Source organism: Vibrio coralliilyticus, from assembly GCF_024449095.1.
Taxonomy (GTDB): domain Bacteria; phylum Pseudomonadota; class Gammaproteobacteria; order Enterobacterales; family Vibrionaceae; genus Vibrio; species Vibrio coralliilyticus_A.
Genome location: NZ_CP024628.1, coordinates 301552 through 328546 on the forward strand (window position 1 = coordinate 301552; position 26995 = coordinate 328546).

General features: G+C 44.9%; 22 protein-coding genes. 12 read left to right on the forward strand and 10 right to left on the reverse strand.

Annotated elements, in window-relative coordinates; all coding sequences use genetic code 11:
* Positions 1-68: 68 nt before the first annotated feature.
* Positions 69-1280 (reverse strand): MFS transporter, encoded by a 1212-nt coding sequence (locus tag CTT30_RS16970; protein ID WP_252037220.1) that lies wholly within the window; start codon positions 1278-1280, stop codon positions 69-71.
* A gap of 115 nt (positions 1281-1395) precedes the next feature.
* On the opposite strand from CTT30_RS16970, the gene soxR reads away from it, so the two are divergent.
* Positions 1396-1863: a redox-sensitive transcriptional activator SoxR gene (gene soxR / locus CTT30_RS16975; RefSeq protein WP_021455811.1), complete on the forward strand. Its 468-nt coding sequence runs from the start codon at positions 1396-1398 to the stop codon at positions 1861-1863.
* Here soxR and CTT30_RS16980 read toward each other — a convergent pair.
* From CTT30_RS16980 to CTT30_RS16990, 3 genes are all read right to left on the reverse strand, one after another.
* Positions 1834-2712 carry an AEC family transporter gene (locus tag CTT30_RS16980; protein WP_252037221.1) on the reverse strand — a complete coding sequence of 293 codons (879 nt, stop codon included), beginning with the start codon at positions 2710-2712 and terminating at the stop codon, positions 1834-1836. The genes soxR and CTT30_RS16980 overlap by 30 nt on opposite strands.
* A gap of 171 nt (positions 2713-2883) precedes the next feature.
* Complete coding sequence (locus tag CTT30_RS16985; RefSeq protein ID WP_252037222.1) at positions 2884-3900, reverse strand: nuclear transport factor 2 family protein; 1017 nt, start codon at positions 3898-3900, stop codon at positions 2884-2886.
* A 95-nt stretch (positions 3901-3995) separates the two neighbouring features.
* Complete coding sequence (locus CTT30_RS16990; RefSeq protein WP_252037223.1) at positions 3996-5291, reverse strand: MFS transporter; 1296 nt, start codon at positions 5289-5291, stop codon at positions 3996-3998.
* Between the two features lie 338 nt (positions 5292-5629).
* Here CTT30_RS16990 and CTT30_RS16995 point away from each other — a divergent pair, with 338 nt between their 5' ends.
* Positions 5630-7171, forward strand: coding sequence for a sodium:solute symporter family protein (locus CTT30_RS16995; RefSeq protein ID WP_252037224.1), 1542 nt, complete (start codon positions 5630-5632; stop codon positions 7169-7171).
* On the opposite strand, the gene CTT30_RS17000 is transcribed toward CTT30_RS16995, so the two are convergent.
* On the reverse strand, positions 7165-7470 hold the full coding sequence (locus tag CTT30_RS17000; protein ID WP_252037225.1) for a DUF6482 family protein: 306 nt from the start codon (positions 7468-7470) through the stop codon (positions 7165-7167). The genes CTT30_RS16995 and CTT30_RS17000 overlap by 7 nt on opposite strands.
* 346 nt (positions 7471-7816) lie before the next feature.
* On the opposite strand from CTT30_RS17000, the gene CTT30_RS17005 reads away from it, so the two are divergent.
* Both CTT30_RS17005 and CTT30_RS17010 read left to right on the forward strand, forming a co-directional pair.
* Positions 7817-8509 (forward strand): flavin reductase family protein, encoded by a 693-nt coding sequence (locus tag CTT30_RS17005; RefSeq protein ID WP_252037226.1) that lies wholly within the window; start codon positions 7817-7819, stop codon positions 8507-8509.
* A 171-nt stretch (positions 8510-8680) separates the two neighbouring features.
* A complete protein-coding gene (locus CTT30_RS17010; protein ID WP_252037227.1) occupies positions 8681-9247 on the forward strand; it encodes a hypothetical protein in 567 nt (188 codons plus the stop codon).
* 55 nt (positions 9248-9302) lie between these two features.
* Here CTT30_RS17010 and CTT30_RS17015 read toward each other — a convergent pair whose 3' ends face one another.
* Both CTT30_RS17015 and CTT30_RS17020 read right to left on the reverse strand, forming a co-directional pair.
* Positions 9303-9896, reverse strand: a complete 594-nt coding sequence (locus tag CTT30_RS17015; RefSeq protein WP_252037228.1) for an NADPH-dependent FMN reductase — start codon at positions 9894-9896, stop codon at positions 9303-9305.
* A complete protein-coding gene (locus CTT30_RS17020; protein WP_252037229.1) occupies positions 9893-10801 on the reverse strand; it encodes an EamA family transporter in 909 nt (302 codons plus the stop codon). Before CTT30_RS17020 ends, CTT30_RS17015 begins: the two co-directional genes overlap by 4 nt.
* A gap of 130 nt (positions 10802-10931) precedes the next feature.
* On the opposite strand from CTT30_RS17020, the gene CTT30_RS17025 reads away from it, so the two are divergent.
* The 5 genes from CTT30_RS17025 to queF all read left to right on the forward strand — a co-directional run bounded on the left by CTT30_RS17025 (position 10932) and on the right by queF (position 20597).
* Positions 10932-11411: a MarR family winged helix-turn-helix transcriptional regulator gene (locus CTT30_RS17025; RefSeq protein WP_252037230.1), complete on the forward strand. Its 480-nt coding sequence runs from the start codon at positions 10932-10934 to the stop codon at positions 11409-11411.
* A gap of 412 nt (positions 11412-11823) precedes the next feature.
* Positions 11824-17868, forward strand: coding sequence for a pullulanase-type alpha-1,6-glucosidase (gene pulA / locus CTT30_RS17030; protein WP_252037231.1), 6045 nt, complete (start codon positions 11824-11826; stop codon positions 17866-17868).
* A 453-nt stretch (positions 17869-18321) separates the two neighbouring features.
* A complete protein-coding gene (locus CTT30_RS17035; RefSeq protein WP_239874894.1) occupies positions 18322-18918 on the forward strand; it encodes a helix-turn-helix domain-containing protein in 597 nt (198 codons plus the stop codon).
* Positions 18911-19792 carry a queuosine precursor transporter gene (locus CTT30_RS17040; RefSeq protein WP_006961413.1) on the forward strand — a complete coding sequence of 294 codons (882 nt, stop codon included), beginning with the start codon at positions 18911-18913 and terminating at the stop codon, positions 19790-19792. The genes CTT30_RS17035 and CTT30_RS17040 overlap by 8 nt, the downstream gene beginning before the upstream one ends.
* Positions 19779-20597, forward strand: coding sequence for an NADPH-dependent 7-cyano-7-deazaguanine reductase QueF (queF, locus tag CTT30_RS17045; protein WP_239836007.1), 819 nt, complete (start codon positions 19779-19781; stop codon positions 20595-20597). The genes CTT30_RS17040 and queF overlap by 14 nt, the downstream gene beginning before the upstream one ends.
* A 200-nt stretch (positions 20598-20797) precedes the next feature.
* Here the strand turns inward: queF and CTT30_RS17050 are convergent, their stop codons facing one another.
* A complete protein-coding gene (locus CTT30_RS17050) occupies positions 20798-21667 on the reverse strand; it encodes an AraC family transcriptional regulator (protein WP_252037582.1) in 870 nt (289 codons plus the stop codon).
* Positions 21668-21793: 126 nt separating this feature from the next.
* Here CTT30_RS17050 and CTT30_RS17055 point away from each other — a divergent pair, with 126 nt between their 5' ends.
* Positions 21794-22969 carry an aminotransferase-like domain-containing protein gene (locus CTT30_RS17055; protein WP_252037232.1) on the forward strand — a complete coding sequence of 392 codons (1176 nt, stop codon included), beginning with the start codon at positions 21794-21796 and terminating at the stop codon, positions 22967-22969.
* Positions 22970-23011: 42 nt separating this feature from the next.
* On the opposite strand, the gene CTT30_RS17060 is transcribed toward CTT30_RS17055, so the two are convergent.
* On the reverse strand, positions 23012-24397 hold the full coding sequence (locus CTT30_RS17060) for an aminotransferase-like domain-containing protein (RefSeq protein ID WP_252037584.1): 1386 nt from the start codon (positions 24395-24397) through the stop codon (positions 23012-23014).
* Positions 24398-24498: 101 nt separating this feature from the next.
* Here CTT30_RS17060 and CTT30_RS17065 point away from each other — a divergent pair, with 101 nt between their 5' ends.
* Positions 24499-25398 carry an EamA family transporter gene (locus CTT30_RS17065; RefSeq protein WP_252037233.1) on the forward strand — a complete coding sequence of 300 codons (900 nt, stop codon included), beginning with the start codon at positions 24499-24501 and terminating at the stop codon, positions 25396-25398.
* Between the two features lie 55 nt (positions 25399-25453).
* Here CTT30_RS17065 and CTT30_RS17070 read toward each other — a convergent pair whose 3' ends face one another.
* Entirely contained in the window at positions 25454-25939 is a 486-nt protein-coding gene (locus tag CTT30_RS17070; RefSeq protein ID WP_252037234.1) for an Lrp/AsnC family transcriptional regulator, read from the reverse strand.
* A gap of 114 nt (positions 25940-26053) precedes the next feature.
* Here CTT30_RS17070 and CTT30_RS17075 point away from each other — a divergent pair, with 114 nt between their 5' ends.
* Complete coding sequence (locus CTT30_RS17075) at positions 26054-26989, forward strand: DMT family transporter (RefSeq protein WP_252037235.1); 936 nt, start codon at positions 26054-26056, stop codon at positions 26987-26989.
* Positions 26990-26995 lie beyond the last annotated feature (6 nt).

The window sequence follows — 26995 nt, forward strand, 5'->3', positions numbered from 1 at the left end:
TAGTAGGTGCGTATTCTTATTATTTTTTGTAAAAGCCGTCTGAATTTCTCAGACTGCCTGATGAATTTTTAGTTTTGAACCACGATCTCAGGAGCAAGATCGTCCCGTTTGTTTAGCTGTTTCATCATCAGCACAGCCCCAATCATGGTGACCGCAGCCAGCATGAAGCCATAATGTGTGAGGCCGTAATGGCTTAAGAATGCGATCACCGTATAACTTATGCTTTGCGCCATGGTCGCAAACATTTGTAGGCCACCATCGGCTCGACCTCTCTGCTCGACCCTAATTGTGTGGTGCATCCAGTTAGTTCGGGCAATGCGATTGAGTGCGTTAAATGAACCGAAAAACAGTGTGAATATCAATAAGTATGCTGGGTGGGCAGAGAAGCTCATACCAATCAGCATTACGGACGCTATGGCCATTGAGTAGAGCATGGTGGACTGGTGAGATGCCAGCTTGAGCAATTTGGCGACAAACAAACCTGTCATCAATGATCCTAAACCAAAGGCAATGTTGTAGCCCGCATACCAGTCTCCCGAGATCCCGACTTCTGAAAACCAGATCGGCACCAGCTTACCCAAAAAGGTCAGGATAGGATAACTCAATGCTGAGAGTAATAAGAATGCGTAAAAGCGAGGCTGAGCGGTGAATATATCCTTACTCTCTTTCATTTGGCCAATAAAGGATGTGGTTTTGCTCTGACGCAATTTCTGACGATACGGCGTCACTAGATAGCTTAACGTTGATAAGCCAGACGCTGCCGCGGCAAACGCCGCGAATTCAAGCATGCCCCATATTTGCAGTAAAACAACCCCTAATGCGCCAGCTCCCAATGTGGTGCCCTGTAGAATGATTTCTTGTTTGCCTGAAATTGCTGCGTACTCATGCGGGTCGTAGTTTTCCTGCGTAAAAGCATTGTTTGTTGTCCAAGCGAGGTTACTGGAAACCCAGAACAAAAGCTGTGCAGCGGCAAGTAGCCAGTTAGAATCAAAGCCGAGCCAATAGGCGATAAGAACCAATAACGCGGTTAATGACTGCACAAGCTGAACGATAACCAAAAGCGACTTTCTTGAATGCCTGTCGATAAGAGTGGAAAACAAAGGGGTCAGGAAAAAAGAAATTGCTGTACACGCTAAGGCGACCATAGCCACAAAAGGGCCCATGCCTGGCGTTTCCAGCATGACCCAAGGTAAAGCCATCATAAATAAACCGGAAGAAATTCCATCAAAGAAACGGCCACTCAAGTAGGGCATGGTTCTATTTTTCATAATTAATTGCATTGTTATTCTCCACTGCAAGCCAACTTGGTGTTACTCTAAAACCTCAAGTTAACTTAAGGTAAAGCGCTTTTTTGTGTTTATTTAACTGAGATAGCCAGAAAGGAAGGAGAGCTATATGGAAATGACCGTCGGAGAGGTCGCAAAGCGTGCTGGGGTAAAAGTCTCTGCGTTGCACTTTTACGAGCAGAAGGGGCTTATTTTCAGTTGGCGGAATCAAGGTAACCAACGTCGCTATCACCGCAGTGTGTTACGTCGAATCGCAGTAATAAAAGCGGCGCAGGAAGTCGGACTGACATTGGAAGAGATTGCCCATTCTCTGTCTCATTTACCTAAACATCAAGCACCCAATCGTCAGCAATGGGAGCGCATGGCCTCAGGTTGGCATGATTTGTTGGATCATCGAATTCAACAGCTTAAAGCATTACAGGATGACCTTGGAGGCTGCATAGGCTGTGGCTGTTTATCGATGGAATCTTGTGCCATTTATAACCCACAGGACATCCGAGCTGAAACATTCAAAGGGAAAACAATGCTCACTAATCCCGAAGAATGGTCAGCCGAGGGACAGAGCGAAAGTCAATAATAGCGGTAAGGTTAGAATACTGAAGAAGTTGCCAAACAGTACCATAGATGCCACACGATTCGGCTCGATGTTAAATCGTTCTGCAAACATATAATTCATGACGGCAGGCGGTAGCATAGTAAACAGCACCATCATTTGTAACTGCATGGCTGGCAGAGGGATAAAGGTATAAATTACCCAGAAAGCAGCCGTACCCGTTGCCAGAGACTGAAGAGTGCAGAAAACCCCCACTCTAAGCCCGCTCAATCGCATATGACACATCTGTGCACCCAGTGAGAGTAGCATTACTGGCACTGCTGCTTGGCCAAGCAACGCCGTCGCTTCATAAAGTGGTTCCCACACACCGATCCCGCTTAGGTTAAGCACCATGGCGGCAAATGCAGCGAGAAAGACCGGCATACGAATGACTTGCTTAAAAGGGTTTCCTTCACTTAGCAGCGCGAGTCCAAGACTGACGTGGATACAGGCTGAAACAACGAACAATAGCACTGCGGATGCCAAGGCTGTATCACCGAAGGTATAGGTGAAGAGTGGAATCGCCAGATTACCACTGTTACGAAACATGTGAGGGGGAGCCCATGCTTTATAACGCAGGCCTGCAAGTTTACAGATGGGGATCATTAAAACCCCCGGCAAGAGTACCGCGATTAATGAAGCGCTGAGCAACGGGACTTGTTCGGTGTCTAACGGCATTGAGACTAATGACGAAAACACTAATGCTGGCGTAAATGCATCCATATTGATGCGATTGATTGGGCGAAAGTCAGGTTTGAGCCAGCGTCCAACAGAAAAACCGACTAAAACCAACGCGAAGACCGGGAATAGAATCCCGATAACCTGCTCCAACATATTCGTCCTTGAATCCGATTGAGTACTTTAAGCAAAGTACCTGATAAATGGATAATTTAACGCGATGAGATTAACAAAAGCTTTGTTGCGTCCAGATGCTTTACTTCTGAGTGTGTATGTCGGTTGAGATTCAATGCCTGAGCGAAGAGTTGCTCAGGCATTGAGGGATAATTATAGAGAAGGGTTTAGGATTGCTTGAGTGCGCTCAAAGACATCAAGGCCTTGTTGTTTCAGCCAGTATGGAAGATCAATCAAGACCCAGTTTTCAGACAGTTTGTCACCGTCACGGTAATACACGTCAACCACCTGCATGTCAGCACGGATTTCACCACCTGGCATTCCAAGGAAGCCTCCAATTGGCGTATTGGAAAGATTTGGCCAACCGAAGAAGCAAGAGAAGTTACCTTCTGCGAATCGACAAACGTGGCCGTTGAACTTCTTGTCCTTCAAGTTATTGCGGAATGGCAACTGGTGCTGTTGTTGGTAACGCGGAATTGTGTAAGAAGCGCCGATACCACACGGACCATACCAAATCATGTCTTTTGACCAACTCTTTTCGAGAACTTCTGGTGGGCAACCCATAGCGCCACTATCGTTCAGTGAAGACAGGTCATCGACCATTTTGTTAACCAAGTCGAGAGTTGCTTGGCCTTCTTTCGGTTGGGCATCTTCAAATAGCAGGCCGTCATGATTACGTGGCCCAGGATAAACAAAATGCTGACCAGTTGAAGGAGGAAGTGGGTAACAGCCAGCTTGATCCATCACGCCAAGCAGATCGAGGAACAAACCTGTTTTTGTGATCTTACCGTTTTCTACGCAGTTAAACTCAGCGTAGCGAACGTTCATGATCTTCCCTGTTGGGCGCATCCCGAGATACTCTGCATCGAATAGGCCCATAAAGTGCCCCATGCTCATTACCCAAATTTCATCAGGATTGATTTCGTTGTTACCGCCAATAAAAATATCCTGACGGCGCTGCATACGTGTCATTGATTTCATCAACGGCGCCCAGAAAACCTCAGCGGCAGCTTGAGCACCTTCTTGCTCGCGGAAAGGGTAGACTCCGCGCCACAAGTAATCTTCTGACGTATGTGCTTTTAGTACTTCTGCAACATTCTCATGAGTCGCGTTTTCCATTGCGATGAAATAATCACGCACGACGCGTTTTGCTTCTTGATATTTAGCCATAATTTGCTCTCTTGATACGTCGAGCCAGATGTTGGAACAGGACTCGAAAAGTTTTTGGAACCGGCCCAGTGTTCAGGCCGGAAAATCTGATTCAGTTATGCTTGAGCGGTTTGCGCTCGTTTCTTCTTGTCGAATAAGCCACCTTTCAAGGTTTCTGGCAGTGATAGCCAGAGCAAGCCTGCGACAATCCATACAATCGGTGAACCCCACATAGCAGTTTGTAGGTCGGTACGTTCCTGAATAAAGATCAATACCATTGGCGCCCACATGCCGATGATTCGACCACCATGGAACAGAGCAGCGCCATAGCTGCGAAGGTGTGCAGGGAATAGCTCAGAGAAATAGCCCCCCCATACTGCTGACGAAGATAAGCCGAAGTTGTAAATTAAACCGAGGATAGCCAGCATGTTCAGGCTCCCGATCATGACGTCACTCGGCGCAATAAAGAATACAGACGCCATTACGCCTGCGAGGATGAAACCAAACGCGTTCACTTTTCGTCCATATTTGTCGGCGATTGCTCCCCAAACCCAGGCTCCAAATAGAGACCCAAAAGCAGAAATGGAGAAGATGACTCCGATAGTGGCTCCATCAAACTGACGAACTTCTTTCAGGTAAGTGGTTACGAAGCCGCTGAAGAATTGGAAGCCATAGAAGTTAAGGCCTGCCAATAAAAGACAGGTGACGGTCAAGGTGCGATAGGGCTTGCTGAGCATTTCTCCCCAAGAACCTTGTTTTGCTGGAGTGGATGTGCCTGATTCAGAAACCTGCTCCTCTTCACCATAGGCGATGACCTTTTTGTCACTTGGTAGGACAAAAATCATCGCTACTGCGGCGACTAATGGAGGGATACCGCCGACCCACATCAAGCTTTCCCATGGAGCGTCAATGCTGGAAATGAACGCTGCATAAGCCCCCATCACCATCAGAGCGACTGAGAACATCGATGAAGCAAATGCCGTTAGCTTACCTCGAACCGTTGGGGTAAATAGGCCAATCATTAAGCTGACTGCCACCGTGAAGTAGCCACCTAGTGATAATCCAATAATGAATCGCATCGCTGCCCAGGTTGTATAGTCGGTAAACATCATATTGATGATGGTGGCACCGCCGTTTAAAGCTGTGATGGTAATCAAAGTTGATTTTTTACCAAACTTGGTTGCAAACCAGGCACAGCTCAACGCCCCGATCAGCGCACCTACTGACTGCCAGGTGTAGAATTGAGCAGTATCAGACAGGCTAATGCCGTCATAGGCTTCAACAATGTATGGGCGTACGTAGTCAATAATTACAAAGTTATAACAATAGAAAAAGTATCCGACTAGTATCGCTAGATAGGCGGTGACCCTTTGAATTATAGGAACTTCGCTCATGTGCTTTTTCGAATTCATGACCGATAAACCTCTATTTTACTCGGTTTTTTAGTTTTGTAAGTCAGAATTAAAACGATCGTTCTCGGATCTGACCACTCTGTATTTCGCTGTGGATCATAGTTTTTTTGCTGTGATTGGATCCGTGATCAAAATCAACTTTAAAATGAGTGCGTACCCATTTTGTTGTTTTTGGTGATCAAGATCGATATTTTGAGTGTTATAACAGTTGCTGTGCGCAAAGTAATCAAATCAAGTGACAGTAATCACAGTAATGGTGAAGAAATGCCTGGTGTCAGATCCTTTTGAGTATGATGAGCACGTGATTTACGGCACTATGCTATCAGGTGAAATTTAAAATGGTTACGTACTCAAGTTTTGCAATTGTTGCTGTCTATATACTTATAACCATACTGATCAGCTACTTAGTTAATAAACGAGGCCGTACTGGTGGGGATTTTTCTACTGGAGATAAGCAGTTTGGTTGGTTTACTGCCGGGGTTTCAATTCTCGCGACTTACATTAGCGCAATGACGTTTGTAGGAATGCCAGGTTGGGTGTACAGCTCGGGTATGGAAGCGATGAGTATTCACCTCAACTATCCCATCGTAATTTTCTTTGCGGTTATTTTCTTTGTTCCTGTGTTCTATAGGCTCGGTCTGACCTCAATCTATGAGTACCTAGAGCTGCGCTTCGGTGTTTATGCCAGAACGATCAACTCAATGGTGTTTCTGATTGTTCAGTGTATTTCTGCTGGCGTGATCCTGTATGCCGTCGCCCTGATTCTTGTCCAGGTTCTGCCCGTTTCTATTTCCGAAGCTATTATCTATATCAGTCTTTTTACTGCTTGCTACACCTATGCGGGTGGTATATCAACAGTCATCTGGACAGACATGCTTCAATCTGTGGTGTTAGTAATGGGAAGTATTGCCATACTGGTTATCTTACTGATGGACATCAATACTGCAGAGCACCTTTCGAAGCAGCACCTCAATATTATTAATGCAGACTTTGATTTGGGTGTTGATACGACGCTATGGGCTGGGGTAGTTGCTGTGAGCTTTCTACATTTAAGTGTTTATGGCACCAATCAGCTCATTATTCAAAGAACATTGGCAACCAAAAATGAACATACTGCGCAGAAGTCGATGTTGCTGTGTGGGTATGGCGCCTTTTTCATTTACCTCTTTTTTGCCTTGATCGGCGTATTGCTCAGTGTGTTTTATCAAGATCAAAACTTTGATAATAGTAATGAAGTGATTCTAGATTTCGTTTTTAACCATACAAATCCAGTCGTCGTAGGTTTGATTATTTCAGCATTGGCTGCCGCTGCGATGTCGACGTTGGACTCTACTTACAACTCGATGGCAACAGTGGCGACATTCGATATCTATAAACGTTTTATTAAACGTGACGCAGCAGCTCAGCACTACCAGTCAGTTGCCCGTAAGACGAGCCTTCTTGCTGCGGCGATGGTCGTTGTGCCTGCGTTACTGGCAGTATCCAATGAGTCTGTGTTGAAAACTATTGCCAGCCTTACGTCCATTTTTGTCGGCATTCGACTAGGCTCTTTTGTGCTTGGTTTGTTTTGGTCTAAATCGAACGAGATAGGGGTGATTGTAGGCAGTATTGTCAGTGTATTTGCCGTGTTTGCAGCGAGGTATGCAGAGGTGGCTTGGCCTTGGTTTGCACCAATAGGCACTGTAGTTTTTCTAGCGTTTGGTATTGTTGCGAGCCGCTTTTGGGGACGAAATTCTTCCGAACAAATCACCTTTATTCAAAATCAAAAGCATCTTTTTGCAACGCCTAACATTAGCCATTACGGTTTGCTGCTGTTTGCCATCATTACTGTCTCTGCCAGTTTCATTCTTCCAGACTGGTTGTATGCAGCTCTTCAATAGTATTTGTTATCGATTAATAGAATTTCTAGAGCATTAGTGAAGTTACTTACTGGGTTACCTACCATCTCGTCGTAGGCACTGGTATGCCGCAAGAATTGCTTAGTGACATTTAACTTTGAACATTTCTTTTGCATTTCAACCACTGATAAGGCTTTCAGTATTTGCCCCTGCTCATCCGCTACATAATATTCTTCCTCATCTATCACAACAGATGCCTGATACAACGACAAATCCAGAGAGTGAATAATCAACTTATGAATAAAGAAGAACTTTTCTAGCTTACTCAAACTTATTTTCACTGCGCTCACCATTTGTGTCTAATTAATTGATGGGGTTATATCGATTGTTCGTACCAGCTTTTGATACGAAGAATACGGTGAAAAAGATTAACCTCATCTCGCTAACGTGACCTATGGTTCACAGTACATTCTCCGTTCAATGCAGCCGCAAACACGCGTGTGTAAGGGACCGTTGATCTGATGGAATACGTGAGCCGTAGAAAGAGTTCGAATTATGAATTTTGGAGAGTACATTATGTTGAAGCCAACCTTGGTAGTGACTGCGATATTGTTTCTGCTTCTTTCCTATTTAGCGGCTTAACTATGTGCTATTAACTGATGCCGTAGAGGATTCAAATGATAAATAATGAAAGATAAAAATTTTACCAAGTCTCAACTCTCAGCCATGGATGAACGAAAGAGAGCTAGGCTAATAAACAGTTTATCTGGCTTTAAAAGCGCTAATTTGATTGGAACCCAAGATGAACAGGGCAACAACAATATTGCGATTGTTAGTTCGGTTGTCCATATTGGTTCTTCGCCTCCTCTACTTGGTTTTGTCAGTAGGCCAAATACCGTTGATAGGCACACTCTTGAGAACGTCTTGCAATCTGGTTTTTTCTCTATCAACTCGGTGGGATCAGACATTGCAAGAGCAGCACATCAAACATCAGCACGGTACTCAAGGACGCAGTCAGAGTTTGATGAGACAGGTTTAACACCGTACTTTTCTGAATATTTTCCCGCTCCATATGTGTTGGAGAGCAACTTAAAAATCGGTTTAAAGCTCAGTGAATATATTGATATCACTGCAAACAATACGTGCTTAATTATTGGAGAAGTTGAGGAAATCCTGATACCGGATCAGTTTATCCAACCAGATGGATACGTCGACATCGAATCGATGGAGTCGGTCACGATATCTGGGCTAGATAGTTACCATGTAACACAAAGGCTGTATAGACTGAGCTATGCAAAGCCCGGTTTACCATTACACCCACTGACGTTAGAAGGGGATCCTTCTTCTTGGTTAGCTTTGAAATCTGAAACGGATTTATAGAATTCAATGATATTATTAATACATCTCTCAGAATAACGCCTAAGTTTTATTCACCATGTCAACTAATTAGTTAATAAGTATTAAATTGCTTCCATAAGTGACTTTTATATAAGTTGTTAATATGTATAATCATCGCGTTTTATAACTATATTGTCAGTTGTTGGAGTAATAATGTTTAGAAGCTCTATGGTTGGTGCTTTAGTATTAGTCGCACTAGCGGGTTGTCAGAGCACGGGCGCTTCAGTACAACAGGATGCGTATGGCCTGAATAAACAGTTTGAGATAGATGTCAATAATACTACTTATAATATGGCGCTCGATCAGTCTCAATCTATAGTGACATCTGTTGAGTATATTTCCCGTGAACAATCGAAAGGGGTTAATAACCAAAAGGCGAAAAGTATTCTGCGCCCGCAAGAGAATAGTGAGCAGCAAGCGCAACTATTAAATTCTCTCTATTCAAATGGTGCATTTATTGTCCGAGTTTACGGTGACACCATTAATTCAGTTAGTCGAGACTTATATAAAGTCATGCTAGTTCAGGATGGAAAAGTCATACAGCGAGGTGTCTTTGATGCTGTTGGTGACGTACCGAATATGGACTACCCCTCACGCCTGTGGCGTAACGATTCAAAACTTGCTACCAAAGGCTTAGATACCAGTAAACCTTTTGAAATTCAGGTGATCACTGGTGAAAATATCGAAAAATATCATTATCAGCCGAATGTTAAAGGCTGATGCTTAGCTTAGATTCTTGAGCACGGATACACGTGCTCAAGCTTGCTCACCCTTTTTACATTCCGTATAAAAACGGCTTTCCTGCCTCTAGCATATCGCGATGGATTGGTTTCAATGCATGCGCATATGCAGACAATAGTTTGATTGTATATTCGCTCCGCATTTGAAAGCTTTCATCATTGACGCTTCCATCCTTGTTGAGGAGGCTTTCAACATTTCGGAAGATCAAGTGATCTGGAAGAAAGCATACATGATTGTTTTTACTGCCAGTTAAGCGTAGTTCACTGATGGGATAGACACCATTCACACTGGCTGACACACTGACGGCTAAAGCAGGTTTATGTGCCATCTCTTGAGCTGTGGAGAGCATCAAGAAGTTTTTTAAAGCGGGCGTTGCCATACCATGCCATTCAGGAGTAATGAAGATAAAGGCATCACTGCTGCGTAGCTGTTGTGCAAGTTCTCTCCAAGGTGCCCATTCTTCACTACCGCTCCATACTCCTTCATTCCAGAGGGGTAAATTCAATTGGTGAAGATCAAGAATGTCTATTTCTGCAAACTCCGAGTTCGCGAGTGTTGATAGATAGTGGGCAACTTGTAAGCTTTGCGAATCAGCACGTTGGCTGCCTGAGACAATAGTAAGTTTCATGCGAGTTCCTCTCGATTAAATGAAGTATTGGTTTTTTCTGTTGAATGTGATGGTGAAGATGTAGCCAGTAGAATCGAAATTAATACGCTTAACGCTCCGATAAGCTGTAGCCAAGTCAGTGTTTGGTCGAGAAATAGGTAGCCGAGCGTCACAGCTGAAACGCTACTGAGAAAACCAAGGAATGAGACCGAAACTGTACTGAGCTTTTCAATACCACGGAACCAAAGTGAGTAGGCGAGCATGGCGCCAACAATCGCTAAATAGCTGTAACCGATAACATTTGTAAGTGTAATTTGTTGGGGGAGCCCCTCGGCACTGATGGCGACAGGGAGTAGCATCAGCCCGCCAAACAACAATTGCCATCCAGTGAAGCTCAGTAAGGACATATTTTCAGGTCGCCCCCACCTTTTTGTTAACACTACGCCTAGTGCCATGCTAACGGTACCGAGCAGCCCCATAACAACTCCCGAGGTATTGAGTTGGCCAGGGTTATTGACCACGAGCATTGCGATGCCACCTATCCCTAAACCGCTGGCTATCAACTGAATCGCTGTTAGCTTGTTTCTTAGTAGTACCACACTCAGCCCCATGACCAATATAGGTTGTATGGACATGATCAATGCTGCCATTCCACCGGGTAAGTAAGTGGCGGCATAGAATAAGCAGTAGAAGAAGAACCCGATATTGAGCAAGCCAAGTAGAGCCAATTTGGGCCACCAACTTCCCCTCGGAACAGTGCGAGAAAATAACACTAATAATATTCCGGCAGGCAAAGCACGTAGCATTGAGGCCAGTAAAGGGCTGTTTTTAGGTAACAGTTCGGTTGTAACGATGTAAGTGCTACCCCAAACAATTGGAGCGAGGGCCGTCATCGCTAATGTAATGAATAATTGAGTACGCCTCATGTGTGCCTCCATTCGCGCCTTTGTCTTTTTATCAAGTATCTTTCAAAAAAGATACTTTTTATAAAGTAATGGTGATTTGTCTTTTTATCAAGTATCTTTTTGGAAAGATAAATTAGTAGAGAGATGAGATATGCAAGATCCTGTCGACCACATCTTGAAGCAGTGGGGCGATGTGAAGCCTGAGTTGGATTGTTCTGACATGGGAATTGTCGGTAGACTGATGCGTGTTCATGGGCTCTGGCACAGTCAATTGGAACATGTGTTTAAGCAGCATCAACTGAGTATGTTGGAGTTTGATATTCTTGCGACATTACTGCGAAATCAGCAACCGCTGACCCCGACTGAAATGTACAAAACCCTGATGATTTCCTCAGGCGCTATGAGCACTCGGATTGAAAAGTTGGTCCAACGAGGCTTGGTTGAGCGATTAGCAAGCGGCGATGACAGACGTAGTTGTAAAGTAGCGCTTACCGAACAGGGTGCTCAATTAGTCGATGATGCCTTGGCGTCGCACTTATCAAATATGAACGGAATGTTGAACATGTTTGATGAACAAGAAAAAGAACAGCTCGCCAGTATGTTGCGAAAAATCTTACTTGCCAATCAATAAACATCACATCAAATGAGAGCGGCTCGTAAGGGAGTCACTTTGTTATTCGTGAGCTATGTTCACATAAACTCGACTTATTCTTGGTGAGCAGGGTGGAGTTTGTGTGAAAGATCCTATTTCTCAACATTGAATCGGCTTGTTGTAATCCTACAGTTACCTTTGATACCGTCACTACAAAGTGTCAGATTTCTCACTGATTGCACTTATTCTGAGTAATTTTTCGATCTTTTTATCGGCTGTAACTGTGAGCCCGATTCTAAATTATTTTCTCCTCCCCTTCTTCTACGCCTACCCAATCAGTTTTATAGGATGAGGAAATTAACTGTTTTAAAAATATAACGTTAGCTTGAAGCGATTTAACCAAACAGAAAAGTTTATCGCTCGTGGAACGTGAATATAAATGGAAATAAAAATGAACATCAAGCTAACAAAACTGAGCCTAGCTATGGCGTCACTTGGGCTTTTGGCAGGTTGTAATGACCCGCTAGAAGTCAATGTGATGGATGGCTACATCGAAAAGGCATCTGTCTGGCTGGACGTCAACGGAAATGGTCGACAAGACCGTTATGAGCCGTCAGCCGTCACTGATAAAGACGGATATGCTGCCATTGACCTTGAAGGTCTGAACATCGAAGACGAAGACGTTTATCTTGTCGCTAAAACCCAGCGAGGTGTATCAATTGACGCCGATATACCGGGTGTCACTGTGACAAGAGACTATACCTTGATGGCACCGAGTCATTACTCTCTGGTGACGCCATTCTCGACTTACATTGCTACGCAAATGCAGCAAGGTGTCAGCGAACGTAAAGCACTGCGTAAACTGCGTCGACAACTCAAACAGCCACACCTAGATATTGAAAGCGATTATATTGATCAGCAAGAAGTGGTCGTCGCAAGAAGCGCGAAGGCGTTAACGCAATTACTGCCAGACACCATTGAAGACCAGGATATAGAAGCGCTAGCGGATACGTTGGAGCTGGGCAGTAAAGCATTAGGAAAAGAGCTTAAACGTAGTCGTAATGAACTGCTTAATAAGACGTTAATGCTGGATGAGCAAGGTGTACCGGTTATCGCGCAAGATAGCGATGGTGACGGCGTAGCCGATGCGATTGATCTGTTCCCAACCGATATTAAAGAGTCGGCAGATGCCGATAATGACGGAATTGGCGATCATGCGGATACGGACGATGATAATGATGGTTTCAGCGATGTTGTCGAGTTAGAACTCGCTAGCGACCCTTACTCATCGGCGAGCTTCCCCGCCGATCTTGATGGCGACAAAATGCCAGATGCGCATGATTCGGATATCGACGGTGACGGTTGGAGTAATGAAGAAGAAACTCGTTTAGGCACCGACCCTTACTCGGCATCCAGTCAACCTGCCGATCGTGATGGTGATGGCATCACTGACAGCGAAGACAGTGATATTGATGGGGATGGTGCCGATAATGGCGTGGACGCGTTCCCGGAAGATCGATTTGAAAGTAAAGACACCAATGGCGACGGGCTAGGTGACTTTGCCTCTAGCGACGATGATGGAGATGGGATCCCAGACAGCATTGATCCAAACCCAACCAGCCCAGATAACAGTTCATCTGAGCCTGCCCCTGTTTATTCTGAATCGGTCATTTACTACAAACGAGATGATGGTAATTACGCGGACTGGGGGCTTCATCTGTGGAATAACGCATCTTGTGACGCAGTGTCGGCTGACGCCTTAAACGGCGTAGATTGGGGTAACCCATACGCCTGGGGAGAAATCGACCCGCAATATGGTGCTAAGTATGTTGTCCCACTGAAATCCGATCACGGTGCATGTATGAATTTCATCGTGCACAAAGGTGATGAAAAAGCGCTGGGCGGTGATGATCTGAAGGCTGAATTTGCTAAAGGCAATACACTTTATACGACACACGGAAGCTCAGTCGTTAAGTACTCACCAGATGAGCAAGTTGTAGTGAAACTTGACGGTGCAGCAGCTCACTGGCTCGATGTGAATTCCATTGCTTGGTTTGATCATAGTGAAGCAGCTAGTTACCAAATCTGGAGTCGTGCTGCGGGTAATGGTGATATCAACCAGCCAGAACAGTTTATCAAGTACGACATTTCATTTGCTGGCAACGTTGATAATCCTGACTTCCCACACCTGAAAGATCGTGTCGGTTTCTATCTGGATGTTGATACTGAGACGGCTAAAGCGCTGTTGAAAACACAGCTAATTGCAGTGGCACTCGATGATGAAGGCAAGCCGCTGGTCGCAACTCGTGTCCAGATTCCGGGCGTTGTTGACACGCTTTACACCGCAGGGCCAAATGATGCGGATGAAGCTAAATTGGGTAGCTGGATTGAAGGCGATAGTGCGAACTTTGCACTTTGGGCGCCAACAGCTCAGGATGTTGAACTGTATTTGTACGATCAGGATAAAGCACTAATTGCCCAGTCGCCATTCAGTTTGACTCTCGATTCTGCAACTGGCATCTGGCGTTACCAAGGCGATGCATCACTAAAGAATGTGTTCTATCGTTACCGCGTGAAAGCGTATCATCCGAAAACCGACCACGTTGAATGGATGATGACCACTGACCCATATTCTCTCTCTCTGAGTACGTCCAGTTTGCACTCTCAACTGGTTGATCTCACTGATGATGAAACCAAGCCAGCAGGTTGGGATAGTCAATCTATTCCAGAGCTGGAAAATCCGGAAGATCATATCATCTACGAGCTCCATGTACGTGACTTTAGTGTCAGCGACACACAGGGTACGAAAGCGAACAACGGTAAGTATCTGGCCTTCTTAGAAGATGAGCGTGACAGTGTTAAGCAGTTGAAATCGTTAAAAGAAGCTGGCCTGACAACGATCCATCTTCTACCGACTTACGATTTGGCTTCCATCCCTGAAGATCCGGCGAAGACGGTGAATCTGACCGATACCGTAGAAAAACTTTGCGGTATTAATCCTAATGCCAAATTGTGTAGCGATGGTACTTCACGCGGTGCAACCATTCTGTCTTTGCTAGAACAAACGGACCCTAACAGCGGCGCGGCGCAGGCATTGCTCGCAGATGTTCGTCCATTGGATGGATTCAACTGGGGTTATGACCCATTCCACTACAACGCACCAGAAGGCAGCTACGCTGTTGCAACCGATGGCATTTCGCGTATTCGTGAGTACCGTCAGATGGTGCAGAAGCTTCATGATATGGGCTTCAGAGTGGTACAGGATGTTGTCTACAACCACACCTACTCGTCAGGTTTGTATGACAAATCTGTGCTCGATAAAACTGTACCGGGCTACTACCATCGTCTGAACCCGATCACAGGTGCTGTCGAGAACTCAACCTGTTGTGATAACACTGCGTCTGAGAACCGCATGTTCGAGAAACTGGTGGCAGACAGTGTAGTGATGTGGGCTCAGGACTATAAGATCGATGGCTTCCGCTTCGATTTGATGGGACACCTGATGAAGTCGAGCATGCTGCACGTGTATGAGAAAACCAAGCTAGTAGATGAAGATACTTGGTTCTATGGTGAAGGTTGGAACTTCGGTGAAGTTGCTGATGGCCAACGTGGTGAAAACGCAACCCAATGGCCGATGGCGGGTACAGGCATAGGGACTTACAACGATCGTCTACGTGATGGCGTACGCGGTGGTGGTCCATTCGATAGTGGTGATGCCTTGCTTGAAAATCCGGGTTTTGCTAATGCGGGCAGTCGATTCAATGATGATCTGAAATCGAAGATGGATCTTATCCGTTACGGTATGACAGGCAATCTGCAAAACTACCCGTTAGAAACGTATAGCGGTGCCACTGTGTACGGACGTGACTTCCAGTACGGAGGGCAGGGTGCGGCTTATACGCTCGATCCTCAAGAATCCATTAACTACGTTTCAAAGCATGACAACCAAACGTTGTGGGATTTCAACCAGTACAAAGCCGATGCCAGCGCTACGCCAGCAGACCGTGCACGTATGCAGATCGTAGGCCTATCAACGGTAATGCTCGGACAAGGTGTACCATTCTTGCACATGGGGTCTGAATTACTACGCTCTAAATCCATGGAACGCGATAGCTACGACAGTGGTGACTGGTACAACAAAGTCGACTTCAGCAAGCAGACGAATAACTGGAATATTGGCCTGCCACGTGCTGACAAAGATCAGGCTAACTGGAGTGCTATCCAATCAATCATTAGCAACCCGAATACCGTGGCAACTCCGGAGCATATTGCTTGGACAGACAAGGTCTTCAAGGAACTGCTGAAGATTCGTTCCGGCACGCCATTGCTTCGTTTAGTGAGTGAAGAGCAAGTCTTGAAGCGTGTGCGTTTCCATAATACTGGGCCGTTGACATTACCGGGCATGATTGTGATGTCGGTGAATGATGGGGTGAGTGCAGGCGCAGACCTTGATAGCAATTTCGACTCAATTGTTGCTGCGATTAATGCCAATACTTCAGCACAAACCATTCAGATTTCTGGAGCACAAAGCTTTGAGTTGCATCCGGTGTTGAAAGCCTCGTCTGATTCAGTCGTTAAGCAGGCGAAGTTTGAAGACGGCGCTTTCACTATTCCACCATTAACTGCGGCTGTCTTTGTCCAGACGCAAAATGGTGCGCAAGGAGAAGGGCTGAATATTGATAGTAAGCCAGTTGATGTTGCGCCTTACGGTTCTACCAAAGTATACGTTCGTGGCTCAATGAATGGCTGGAGTACCAGTGATGAAATGGCCTATCAGGGTGACGGTGTGTACGCCTTTGAAGGCTACGTCACTCCGGGAGAGTATGAGTTCAAACTGGCTTCTTCTGACTGGAGTACGATCAATCTTGGTTTTGGTGGCTTCTCAACTGGCAACGGTTCAGTAACACTTGAGGATGCAGGTAATGGCAATATCAAGGTGACAGTGACCGAGCAAGGCGTATACAAGTTTACGTTAGACGCTTCAGACCAATCCGCGTTGGTAGTATCTGTCGTAGATACAAATCTTGACTATGCCTGCTATCAGGATGACAGCAAAGCTTGTGATCTGAGGATCTATCAGGTGATGGTGGAGTCATTTGTCGATGGAGACCCAGACCATAACTATGGTGTGGGCTACGGCAATTCGCACCACAATGGAGACCTTCAGGGTGTCATTGACAGTCTTGATTACATTGCAAGCTTAAACGTGAATGCGTTGTGGTTAACACCTGTGTTTGATTCTTGTGCGGGCCAGGCTGGTGATGATCGCCTTGACGCCACAGGCTATTTTGCTTGTGACTACTTCAATGTCGATCCTAAATTTGGCACGAATGAGAAGCTGAAAGAACTGGTTGATGCTGCTCACGCTAAAGGTCTATACGTGCTTTTAGATGGGGTGTTCGGTCATACTAACCTTACTGGTGTGAAACCTTCCCCAACGGGTAAGCTACCAAGCCTGAGAGGGGAAGAGGGTTACCCGGGTATGTATGTGAATTACCCAGATGCAGCGAGTGAAGCCTTCTTCACAGAGGTGGCAACTTATTGGGTGAAAGAGTTTGGTATTGACGGCTGGCGTCTCGACCAATCTTATCAGCTTCCACTTGAGGCATGGCGCAACATTCGAGCTGCAGTAGAGCAAGCCTCACTGGACAATAAGAATGCTGGTAAGCAATGGGGAACACTGGGCTACATGGTCGGTGAAGTCTGGAAAGGTGCAGATGAGATTACGGCAACAACCTATGGCAGTGACTCACAACCGGGCCTTTCGTCGGCGTTCAACTTCCCGTTGCGTTACGGCTTAGTTCAAGCTCTGGCGGTTGAAGAATCAGGGGCGAGCAACAATGCCCGTGTTTTGGATGCAGAGTGGAACAGCCGCGCCAAATCGCCTTACCATGCGATGCCAAACTTAATGCTTGGTAACCATGACTTGGTGCGCTTCGGTGACCTGATTCAGCGTGGCAATCTTGGTGAAGCAGTCAAGCGACACAAAGCCGCGTTTAGCTTTCTAGCTGCTTACTCTGGACCAATCACACTTTACTACGGTGAAGAGATTGGTGACGAAGTCGCTAACTTCTCGAACAAGGTCACATTAGATTGTGCTTCTCAGGGGGTGTGTGATGATCATGTCGCTCGCTCAAGCGCGAAAGTGCAAGGTGTGACTGGGGTGACGTTGACTGTTGAGCAACAAGATGTGAAAAACTATCTGACTCAAATTATGCAGGTTCGTAGTGAACATCCGGCCCTTTACGCGGGTGAACGACGCAACTTATGGTTGGATGACAACCTGTATGCTGACCTGAAAGTGAATGGTGATGAGCAGATCATCTATGTGCTGAACACATCAACATCGGAACAAACACTCAATGTCGATTTAACAAGAGTCAAATCGACAGACGAATTTGAAGACTTGATGAGTGGTGAGCTGATTAATGTTCAGGCAACATCCGGTGCGGTTTCTGTTCCAGCTCTGACAGGGCGACTTCTTTTAGTCAAATAATCAAATAACGTCGCTACGGTCACTACGACTGATATGAACAAGGCTTTCCTATGTGGAAAGCCTTTTGTTTTAGAACGTAATGATAGGTGTCAATCGTTGGTAAAGGTTTGGCAAGGTAGTGTGTTAGGCACGGTTTATTCTAAAACCTCATTTTTTTGCTCGGAGTATTTATTATTTTTAAGTTCATCCAATAGTAGCTGAGTGTGAACGTAGAGGTAGCCTATTGCTTCTTTTTTCTCCGGTTCCGTGTGAATCAATCGGCACCAATATGTTATCTCTTGAAGGCGAGATTCTAGGCTTTCTGTATTCATGATTATTTACCAACAGTAAAAGATACACTTTAGTGTACACATTATGAATGTATGTGTATATTTAATTGTTTTTTTATATGATACTGATATCATTTGTTTTTTGGAGAGGTTGGGCCTCGCTTTATGACCAAAAGGCACATCAATGAAGAACAACAGTGAGCAACTGGACATACTCAGAGACAACATACAGTTTGGCCTAAATAAGAGTAAAGAAACTAAGGCGTCATTAAGTCGCAAAACTGGTGTTACGCGTTCGACTATCTATAAAATACTCGATGGCAAGGTTGAAAGAGTACAGACCTCGACGGTTGAACGAATTGCTAACTTCTTTGGAACAACCTGTCATATCATTCAAAATGAATCCCTAGAAGATCTTCTATCTGAAACACCTGTCGTGTCGGTATGCGGAAACAAGAACCCAATTGCTGTTCCGATTCTAAGTGAAATGGAGTTCATCCAGAAAAGTGAATATTACATCGGCGACCTAGTCACTGATTATCCCCTTACCTACCACTTTTCTGAAGGGAGTAACATCGTAGCGATTAGAGTGGGTCAGGTTTTGTCTAATTATTTTACCAAGGGCAATCTACTGATTATTGATCGTTCGAATCACAATGAAAAAGAGCTGAGTAAGCTCATTGTTCGCGGTGGTGCATTGCATTCTCTTCCCCCTAACTCTTCTCTCTTAGAAGGCGATTTTCTTTTTGGAGTAATACTCGAGGAACGTTTTTGTGTTTAATAAAAAATATAAATTGATTGGCTTTAATGGTGCCCCTGAAATGATGGCTAGCGTGATGATTCGGGGAACTGGAAAGGTCGTGAATATGCCCGCTAAAGATCTTATTTCCAGTGAAGTCGCTGATGATCTAAATCGAAATGAATTAGTTGAAGTATGTAAGAAAGTTTATTCAAAATCGAGCTTTGAAGGAGCATACGAGCTAGAGGACAGACATGAAAGTTATTGGATGAGCTACTCTTTTCTTGTACTGTGTCTGTGTTCTCTTTTTACATTGTCAAACATTACCGGAATTAAACCTGTAGAAATATTCAACACAGGCTTAATTGTACCTGCCGCAATATTTCTTTACCCAATTTCATTTATATTTGTTGATATATTAAACGAATACTTTGGTTTAAAGCTCGCCAGAAAAGCCATCATACAATCGACAGTGGTCAATGCTGGGATACTCGTTCTTCTCTATTTATCTACCACCATTCCTAGCATAGGTCCATGGCAAGCCATGGATGAGCAGTATACTTCGCTTGTTACGAGTATGACCTCAGTGTTCTTAGCTTCTTTAAGTTCTTACTTTATTTCTGAGAACATCAATGCTTACGTCCTGAACAAGATAAAGATCGCCACTCAATCTCGATGGCTTGCCATTCGAGTCATAGCAAGTACCAGTATCGCATCCGTTGTAGATAGCGCACTATTTATTAGTATTGCATTCTTTAATGTACTACCCAATGACGTACTTTTCGTTATGTTTCTCAGCCAGGTTACTATTAAGATCTTATATGCACTGTTCAGTGTCGCGCCAATTTATTTCGCAAGGAAATTGTTTTCCCGCTTAATCAACGTCAAGGAATTAAATAATAATGACAACCTATGATAAGAACCTAGGTAAAAAAAGCGAGTATATCTCTCAGTATCAACCTGAGTTACTCGACCCTATCCCAAGACAAAAAGGCAGAGATGAGATTAAAGACCTTAAGGTCGCTACTCATGCTGGGTATGACTTGTGGACGGCTTTTGAAGTTTCGTGGTTGAACAATAAAGGTAAACCGATCGTCGCAATCGCGGAGTTTATTATTCCTCATACGTCCAACAACTTGATTGAATCGAAGTCATTCAAATTGTATTTAAATAGCTTCAATCAAACACGTTTTGAGTCGAAAGATATTGTTATTGAAAAAATGCAGTCCGACTTAACTAATGCTGCTGGTGCTAAAGTGACGGTGTCATTTATGGATGTAGATGAACCGCAACAAACCTCAATAAATAAGCAATTTGATTGCATTGATGGTTTGGATATCACTGTTGACTCGTTTGAGTATGATGCGGATGCGCTATGCGGAAGCACAGTGGATGAGTATGTCTCTGAATCTTTATGTTCCCACCTTTTGAAATCGAACTGTTTGGTGACGAATCAGCCAGATTGGGGAAGCGTATACATCCGTTATACGGGAGCTAAAATCAATCATGAGAGCCTTCTGAAATATCTAATCTCATTTCGTGAACATAATGAGTTTCACGAGCAATGCGTTGAGCGCATCTATTCTGATATCAAACGATGCTGTGCCCCTGAAAAGCTGACAGTTTTTGCGAGATACACGCGACGAGGCGGTCTTGATATCAACCCTTATCGTAGCGACTTTGAAAGTGAAATTTGTTCGGGAAGAAACCCGAGACAGTAAATAAACTAGTTAGTTTCAAAATGAGTCCGTATCGATTTTGAGTCTGTCGAAACCTTTCTCTTAAAGGTCGATAAAACTAACTCGATCTGGACTCGTTGCTTTAATTAAGGCAGGTGTATGTTACTACATCTGCCTTAATACTATCTCTATGCGTTGGCTACTCTCCTCATCATCAATGTGTAACGCCATATTGAGGGAGGTTAATAAAAGCTAATGGGAAGATAGAAATCCAGTTCAAATTGCTCATCCTCATGCAGAAAATGGTTTCTGTGATAATGGACATAGGCAGGTGTTGAACCTAGCTTGAAGCCCGAGTCAGGCAGCCACTGTTCATGTACTTTGCTGATTTGAGGTAGCAACTCTCCATAGACGCCGGTCAGGCGAAATACCGCGTGCAGTCCACCGGGAATGATCAACTGATTAACTAAGCCGCGCACTTTGATCGGTTTGTCTATCTCGATACACGCTACGTAGCGACAGTTATCCAGTTCAACCAACGCTGGGTTTGAATGATGCAAACCGTATTGATGTGATGTGTCACGTCCCTCGCTGCTTGCCCATGCATTTAAGACTCGCCAAGCATTTTTTACTGTTCGGCTGTAACCCACATGGCGAACATAGGCAGCGAGGCGATCGGAGATTTCGGTGATTTTAGGCTCGGGAAGAGTTTTCTTTGCGACGCGATGATAGCCTGCGGCGATTTCAGGATCTTTAAGGTAGGGCTTATCGATATTTTGTTGCTCGTGCTTTTGCCATTCTCCTGGTGAGACACTGAAAGTGGATTTAAATGCGCGGCTGAAGGAAGAGACAGAATGAAAGCCACATTTGTTGGCGATATCCAATACCGATGAGTGAGGGTCAAACATTAACTGATTGGCAGCATACTCCATACGAGTACGACGAATATATTGATGGACAGATTCCCCGACCACTTGTTTAAATACGCGATGAAAATGCTGCTCAGAATAGGCAGCGATGTCGGCTAATTCCTTGGCATGTAATGATTGACTGATGTTTTTATGAATGTGGTAAAGCACATCATTGATTCGAAAAAGGTGCTGCTTGCTCATCAGGAAAATAGCATAAATGGACATGTTTAACAGCATAAACGGACATCCTATTTTCATCAATGAGTTATACACTTCATTAACGTCTTTTCGACGATAAAAATTCTAAAATTACACTCAGGAACTGTTATGGAAATCGCTCGCTCCCTGCAACAAATCTCGTCGTCTTATATTCGTGAAATTCTCGCTGCTGCATCAGATAAAAATGTCATCTCGCTAGCGGGTGGTTTGCCAGATGAAAGTACATTTCCAATTGAACTAATGAAGCCGACACTAGAAAGCCTTTCATCAATGCCGGAAGTTTTCCAATACGGAGCAACCGCAGGTTACGCACCACTTTTAGAGTTCCTAACAGAGTATTTTGAGTTGCCAGAGACGCACTCAGTAATGGCGTGCACAGGATCGCAGCAAGGGCTAGATTTGATCGCTCGTGCTTATGTAAACCCAGGTGACAAAGTGGTCATGGAAGCACCTAGCTACCTTGGTGCGATGCAGGTGTTTGGTTTGGTTCAGGCGGATATTGTCACCGTACCTCAGACGGAAGCGGGTCCTGATTTACATGCACTTGAGAAGAGCTTCGCTGAACAGTCACCTAAGATGTTCTACGCTGTACCAGATTTCCATAACCCAACTGGTGTTTGCTGGACCTTAGAAACTCGTCAGAAGGTTGGTGCATTGTGTGAGCAATACAATGTTGTTCTGATTGAAGATGCACCGTACCGTGAACTTAGATTCTCAGGTCAAGCGATTCCATTGGTCTCTGATTTCTGTCCACAACACTCTATTGTGCTGCGCTCTTTCTCAAAGATCGCGTCTCCGGGTCTGCGAGTTGGTGTCGTAAGTGGTAAGAGTGAATATCTTGAGCCACTCATCAAGATCAAGCAAGGTGCTGACTTACACTCAAGTGTCCCTATGCAAGCGCTACTGCTAGGTCTACTGAAACACCAAGGCTTTGAACAGCACATTGGTACGGTTAGAGACTTGTACCAATCTCGCTATGAGAAGCTATTTGCTGAGCTGCAAAAGCAGCTACCAGCTGGCTGCGAAGTGAAGCCTGTTGAAGGTGGCATGTTCATTTGGGTGACGCTGCCATCCTGCGATACATTTGCATTGGCAAAAGCGTTACTAGGGAATGGCGTTGCGGTTGTGCCAAGCCCGGTATTCTATCCAAATGCAGATGAAGCCAAGCCTGCATTAAGACTTAACTACACTAATGCCTCGCCAGAGGAGCTAACGGTAGCAGTAGAGCGTCTTGCAAAAGGATTGAAAGCTTCCATCAGAGAGCCTGAATTGGAAAACGTATAACGAGTAAAGATGTGACGTTCTAAGCGCGCCTTAAACGTCACTTCATCCTGAGAGTTCAATCAAAAGACTAATAAGTGTGTCCAAATCCTGTTTGGCACGCCCTTCAAGTGGGTAACCCATATTGATTCTCACACAGTCAGAGTAGAGATCGAGAGTGGTAAAGAGATGCCCAAGGCGAATATCAATTTGCTGAGTTTCGATTTCACTCTGTAACTGTTTACTGTCCAAACCCGGAGCTTGGATCCAAAGTACCATACCGCCTTGTGGGTTGCTGATCTTTATGTGATTAGGCAATTGAGTGATCAGGTAATCGAGATAGTCTTTTCTTAGCGAAAGTAGCTTTTGCTTTCTGCGTCTGAGTTGCTTGGCGTACTGGCCGGAGTCAATAAAGTCAGCGACAGCAAGCTGAATAGGTGTCGAGACCCCATAGCTACTGGCGCCAGACCTACCTTGATAAATGGACATATAGCGTCCGGGTAAGCACCAACCTAGCCGGTAGCTGGGCGAGAGGCTTTTGGAAACAGATCCACACCAGAGAATATAGCCATTTTGGTCGTAGTATTTGGCTGGCAGTGGAGTATGGCTTGAGTAGGAGAGCTCAAGGTAAACGTCGTCTTCAATCACGGGAACTTGGTACTGATTCGCTAGCAGAGCCAGTGTTTGCTTTTGCTGGGCTGACATACTGATTCCTTGAGGGTTCATATGAGAAGTACAGAAAATCCCTGCTTTAACAGTCCTTTTCCTAAAGTGTCCTTCTAATTGTTCTAAGTCTATTCCGTCGTCTAAAGAGGGAATCTCGACAATTTTTCGCGCCATCTGACCAAGTAATTCGATGATGCCGTTAAAGCATGGTGAACTGATTGCGATGGCATCACCTTGCTCGGTACAGGACTCTATTGCCGCTTTTATCGCTGACATACAACCCGCGGTGATGACAAGATCACAGGCAGAAAAGTGCACGCCGACTTTAGAAAAGTGAGTCGATAATGCCTGACGCAGCAGAGGCTCTCCCTGAACATCAGGATAGTGGTTGAGTCGGTCGCCCATTCGACGCAAGGCTCGGCGAAAACTGCGTTCGAGCTCTGTTACGGCTTGTTCATCATTAGCAGTACTGGAAACACCTAATGGACCACGCAGTTCTGAATGTACAGAATTAAAGTGGCGGACTGTTGAAATTGTGCTGACAAACTGCGTGAGTTCAGGTGTCTGGTGGGAGTGCTGGCGAGGTGCGACGAAGTAACCCGCTTGAGGGCGTGACTGAATCCAGCCTTGTGATTCCAGCTCCTGATAGCAACTAACGGCGGTCGACATACTGACAGAGTGCTGCTGTGAGAGCTGCCGTAAAGAGGGCATTTTGTCGCCTTCACACAGCTTAGCGTGTTGAATATCTTCAATGAATTGATTGGCTAACTGCTTATAAATGCTCATCATTATAATAACTGTACTGGTTTTTATTTGAAAAATTGTATCTGTATCCCTTTTTGCTCGCAAGCGATACTCATATTCACAGAATGAACGGAGGGATAACAATGAAGAAAAACGACCTAATACTTGCGGTATTCGTCATGGCTATTTGGGGATTCAACTTCTCAATGATCAAAATGGGGATTACCAATGTTCAACCACTGATTGCGACAGCTGCCCGTTTCGCGCTTGCGGTGATCCCGGCGATCTTTTTTATCGCCAGACCAAACGTGGCTTGGCGCTATCTGGTCAGTTATGGGTTAGTGTTTGGCGTCGGGATCTGGGGCATGGCGTCTTGGTCGATTACTGCGGGTTTGTCTTCCGGAATGTCTTCGGTTTTACTGTCGAGCAACGTATTGATTGGCATGGCGGTCGGGCTTTTTGTCTTTAAAGAAAAGTCGTCGCCTCGAAAATGGATGGGGGCTTTGCTTGCTATGGTCGCGCTATTGGTGCTGGTGTCTGCGACTAACGGTAATATTACTGCTTCAGGCCTTATGCTGATTATGATTGGGGCAATCAGTTGGGCTTTAATGGGGGTCATTGTTAAAGCTTCCAAAACCAAACAGGCTTTTGCATTTAATGTGTGGGGAATGTTGTTTGCGCCTGTACCGCTAGTGCTGTTCGCGACAGCATTGCACGGTGAACAAATCCTTTGGCAAGCTTATGAACACTGGGATACGAGTACGACAATTGCGGTGGCTTTCCAGGCTTATCCAACAACCTTGTTTGGTTACTGGGTCTGGAATCGAACGCTGATTAAGTACCCGTTAAGCACCGCAGCACCTTTGACTTTGCTTGTTCCAGTATTCGCTTTAGTCAGTGGCTATTTCATGTATGACGAAGTGCTCTCTATGCCGCAAGTCATCGCGAGTGCGTTATTTCTGATAGGAATCGGTTTGATTGTAAAACCTGCCACGGAAAAACACAGAGCGGCAAGCGCTAAGTTAGCAGGTCAAAGTCTATGAATGGGTTTATTCATTGAGCGAAGATTAGATGGGTGAGCAGAATTTTGCTCGCCCATTATTTTTGTGAGCGAGAATATTGGTAAGGCACGTTACGTCGTTTGACGGGTGTTGATTTCACAATGGAGGTATTGGTTTCAGCCAGAGAGGATACTTTGTCTAGGATTTCATCCAATTGCTCCATTGTGCCGAAACGCATCCGAGCATAAAAACAATCTTCACCAGTGACTTTGTCGCATTCAATAAACTCTGGCGTTTCGATGATCATGGCTTCCAGCTGTTTTATCTTTCCTGGTAGTTGACGCATACGTACGATGGCTTCAAGTGGGAATCCTAAATTTTCTGGTGCAAGTTGAACCCGATATCCTGAAATAACGCCGAACTCTTCCATACGTTTGAGTCGCTCGTTAACGCTCGGAGACGACATTTTCACTTCTCGGGCTAGCTCTGCGACTGGCATTCGTGCGTTCTCGTTAAGTAAGTCGAGTAGTTGGCTATCGATGGCGTCCAGCGTCCAATCTTCGTTTTTAAGGGTCTTACGCATATTTGTCTTCCTTTTTTAAGCCTCACTGATAAATGAGCTTCATTTCGCCATGCCTTTGTCGGGGATTACTTCTTAATCTATGTGTATTACTTAGTAGATTCAAGGGGATGAATTATGTATATAAATGATACAGAAGCAGGCACCATCAAAATGATTACCGCTATGGTGTTATCGGGAACCATAGGATTGTTTGTGATTGAGTCAGGTCAGTCGTTTTGGAATGTCGTATTTTTCCGCTGTTTGATCGCAGGCCTGTTTCTGGCTGGTTACGTTAAATGGCAGTATGGTTCGTTTACTGCAGGCCTGAATAGAAAAGTACTTGGGTTGATTTTGGCGGGTGGTATTACTTTGGTGGGTAACTGGGTTTTGCTCTTTGCCTCTTTTGATTATATCCCTTTCTCTATTGCGACGATTGCTTACCACATGCAACCAATTATGTTAGTCGTTGCTGGTTCACTGATGGCAAGGCAACTGCCAAGCATGAATCTCATTGTGTGGCTATCAGTAGCAGTGTTGGGGTTGGTATTAGTGACTGATATGGATCTAACGCAGCTAAGTACTTTGCTGCAAGGTGAAGATGTTGGCAGCCAGCAAATATTGTTTGGGCTGTTATTGGCGCTGGGTGCTGCACTGTTGTACACAGTGACGACATTATTGACCAAAGAAGTCAGCCAAGTATCGCCAAGCGTGATTGCACTTGTTCAGGTCAGTGTGGGTGTTGTCTTACTATTACCTATGGTGGATTGGTCGGCGCTACCGAAGGTTCCAGTTCAGTGGGGAGCGTTACTCACACTTGGTTTGGTAAATACCGGATTTATGTACGTCATCATGTATGATGCCTTTCAAAAACTCACCACTCATCTCATCGCCATTTTATCTTTCGTGTACCCCGTGACCGCTTTAGTGGTGGATTACTTTGCCTTTGATAATGTGATGAATCTATCGCAAGGTTTGGGAGTCATTGGGATATTGTTGGCTGTATGTGCCGTAAAATTTGACTGGCGGATTGGAGCATTGATGCCAACCGTAAAAAGTCAGCAAAAAATCTAAGCAACT

Coding starts and splice junctions, on each gene's coding strand:
- CTT30_RS17065 (WP_252037233.1), top strand. CDS start 24,499: ATGAAGAAAAACGACCTAATACTTGCGGTATTCGTCATGGCTATTTGG.
- CTT30_RS17005 (WP_252037226.1), top strand. CDS start 7,817: ATGAAAGATAAAAATTTTACCAAGTCTCAACTCTCAGCCATGGATGAA.
- CTT30_RS17060 (WP_252037584.1), bottom strand. CDS start 24,397: ATGAGCATTTATAAGCAGTTAGCCAATCAATTCATTGAAGATATTCAA.
- CTT30_RS17035 (WP_239874894.1), top strand. CDS start 18,322: ATGAAGAACAACAGTGAGCAACTGGACATACTCAGAGACAACATACAG.
- CTT30_RS17050 (WP_252037582.1), bottom strand. CDS start 21,667: ATGAGCAAGCAGCACCTTTTTCGAATCAATGATGTGCTTTACCACATT.
- CTT30_RS17020 (WP_252037229.1), bottom strand. CDS start 10,801: ATGAGGCGTACTCAATTATTCATTACATTAGCGATGACGGCCCTCGCT.
- CTT30_RS16980 (WP_252037221.1), bottom strand. CDS start 2,712: ATGTTGGAGCAGGTTATCGGGATTCTATTCCCGGTCTTCGCGTTGGTT.
- CTT30_RS16995 (WP_252037224.1), top strand. CDS start 5,630: ATGGTTACGTACTCAAGTTTTGCAATTGTTGCTGTCTATATACTTATA.
- CTT30_RS16990 (WP_252037223.1), bottom strand. CDS start 5,291: ATGAATTCGAAAAAGCACATGAGCGAAGTTCCTATAATTCAAAGGGTC.
- CTT30_RS17055 (WP_252037232.1), top strand. CDS start 21,794: ATGGAAATCGCTCGCTCCCTGCAACAAATCTCGTCGTCTTATATTCGT.
- CTT30_RS17015 (WP_252037228.1), bottom strand. CDS start 9,896: ATGAAACTTACTATTGTCTCAGGCAGCCAACGTGCTGATTCGCAAAGC.
- CTT30_RS16985 (WP_252037222.1), bottom strand. CDS start 3,900: ATGGCTAAATATCAAGAAGCAAAACGCGTCGTGCGTGATTATTTCATC.
- CTT30_RS17025 (WP_252037230.1), top strand. CDS start 10,932: ATGCAAGATCCTGTCGACCACATCTTGAAGCAGTGGGGCGATGTGAAG.
- CTT30_RS17075 (WP_252037235.1), top strand. CDS start 26,054: ATGTATATAAATGATACAGAAGCAGGCACCATCAAAATGATTACCGCT.
- queF (WP_239836007.1), top strand. CDS start 19,779: ATGACAACCTATGATAAGAACCTAGGTAAAAAAAGCGAGTATATCTCT.
- CTT30_RS17010 (WP_252037227.1), top strand. CDS start 8,681: ATGTTTAGAAGCTCTATGGTTGGTGCTTTAGTATTAGTCGCACTAGCG.
- CTT30_RS16970 (WP_252037220.1), bottom strand. CDS start 1,280: ATGCAATTAATTATGAAAAATAGAACCATGCCCTACTTGAGTGGCCGT.
- pulA (WP_252037231.1), top strand. CDS start 11,824: ATGAACATCAAGCTAACAAAACTGAGCCTAGCTATGGCGTCACTTGGG.
- soxR (WP_021455811.1), top strand. CDS start 1,396: ATGGAAATGACCGTCGGAGAGGTCGCAAAGCGTGCTGGGGTAAAAGTC.
- CTT30_RS17070 (WP_252037234.1), bottom strand. CDS start 25,939: ATGCGTAAGACCCTTAAAAACGAAGATTGGACGCTGGACGCCATCGAT.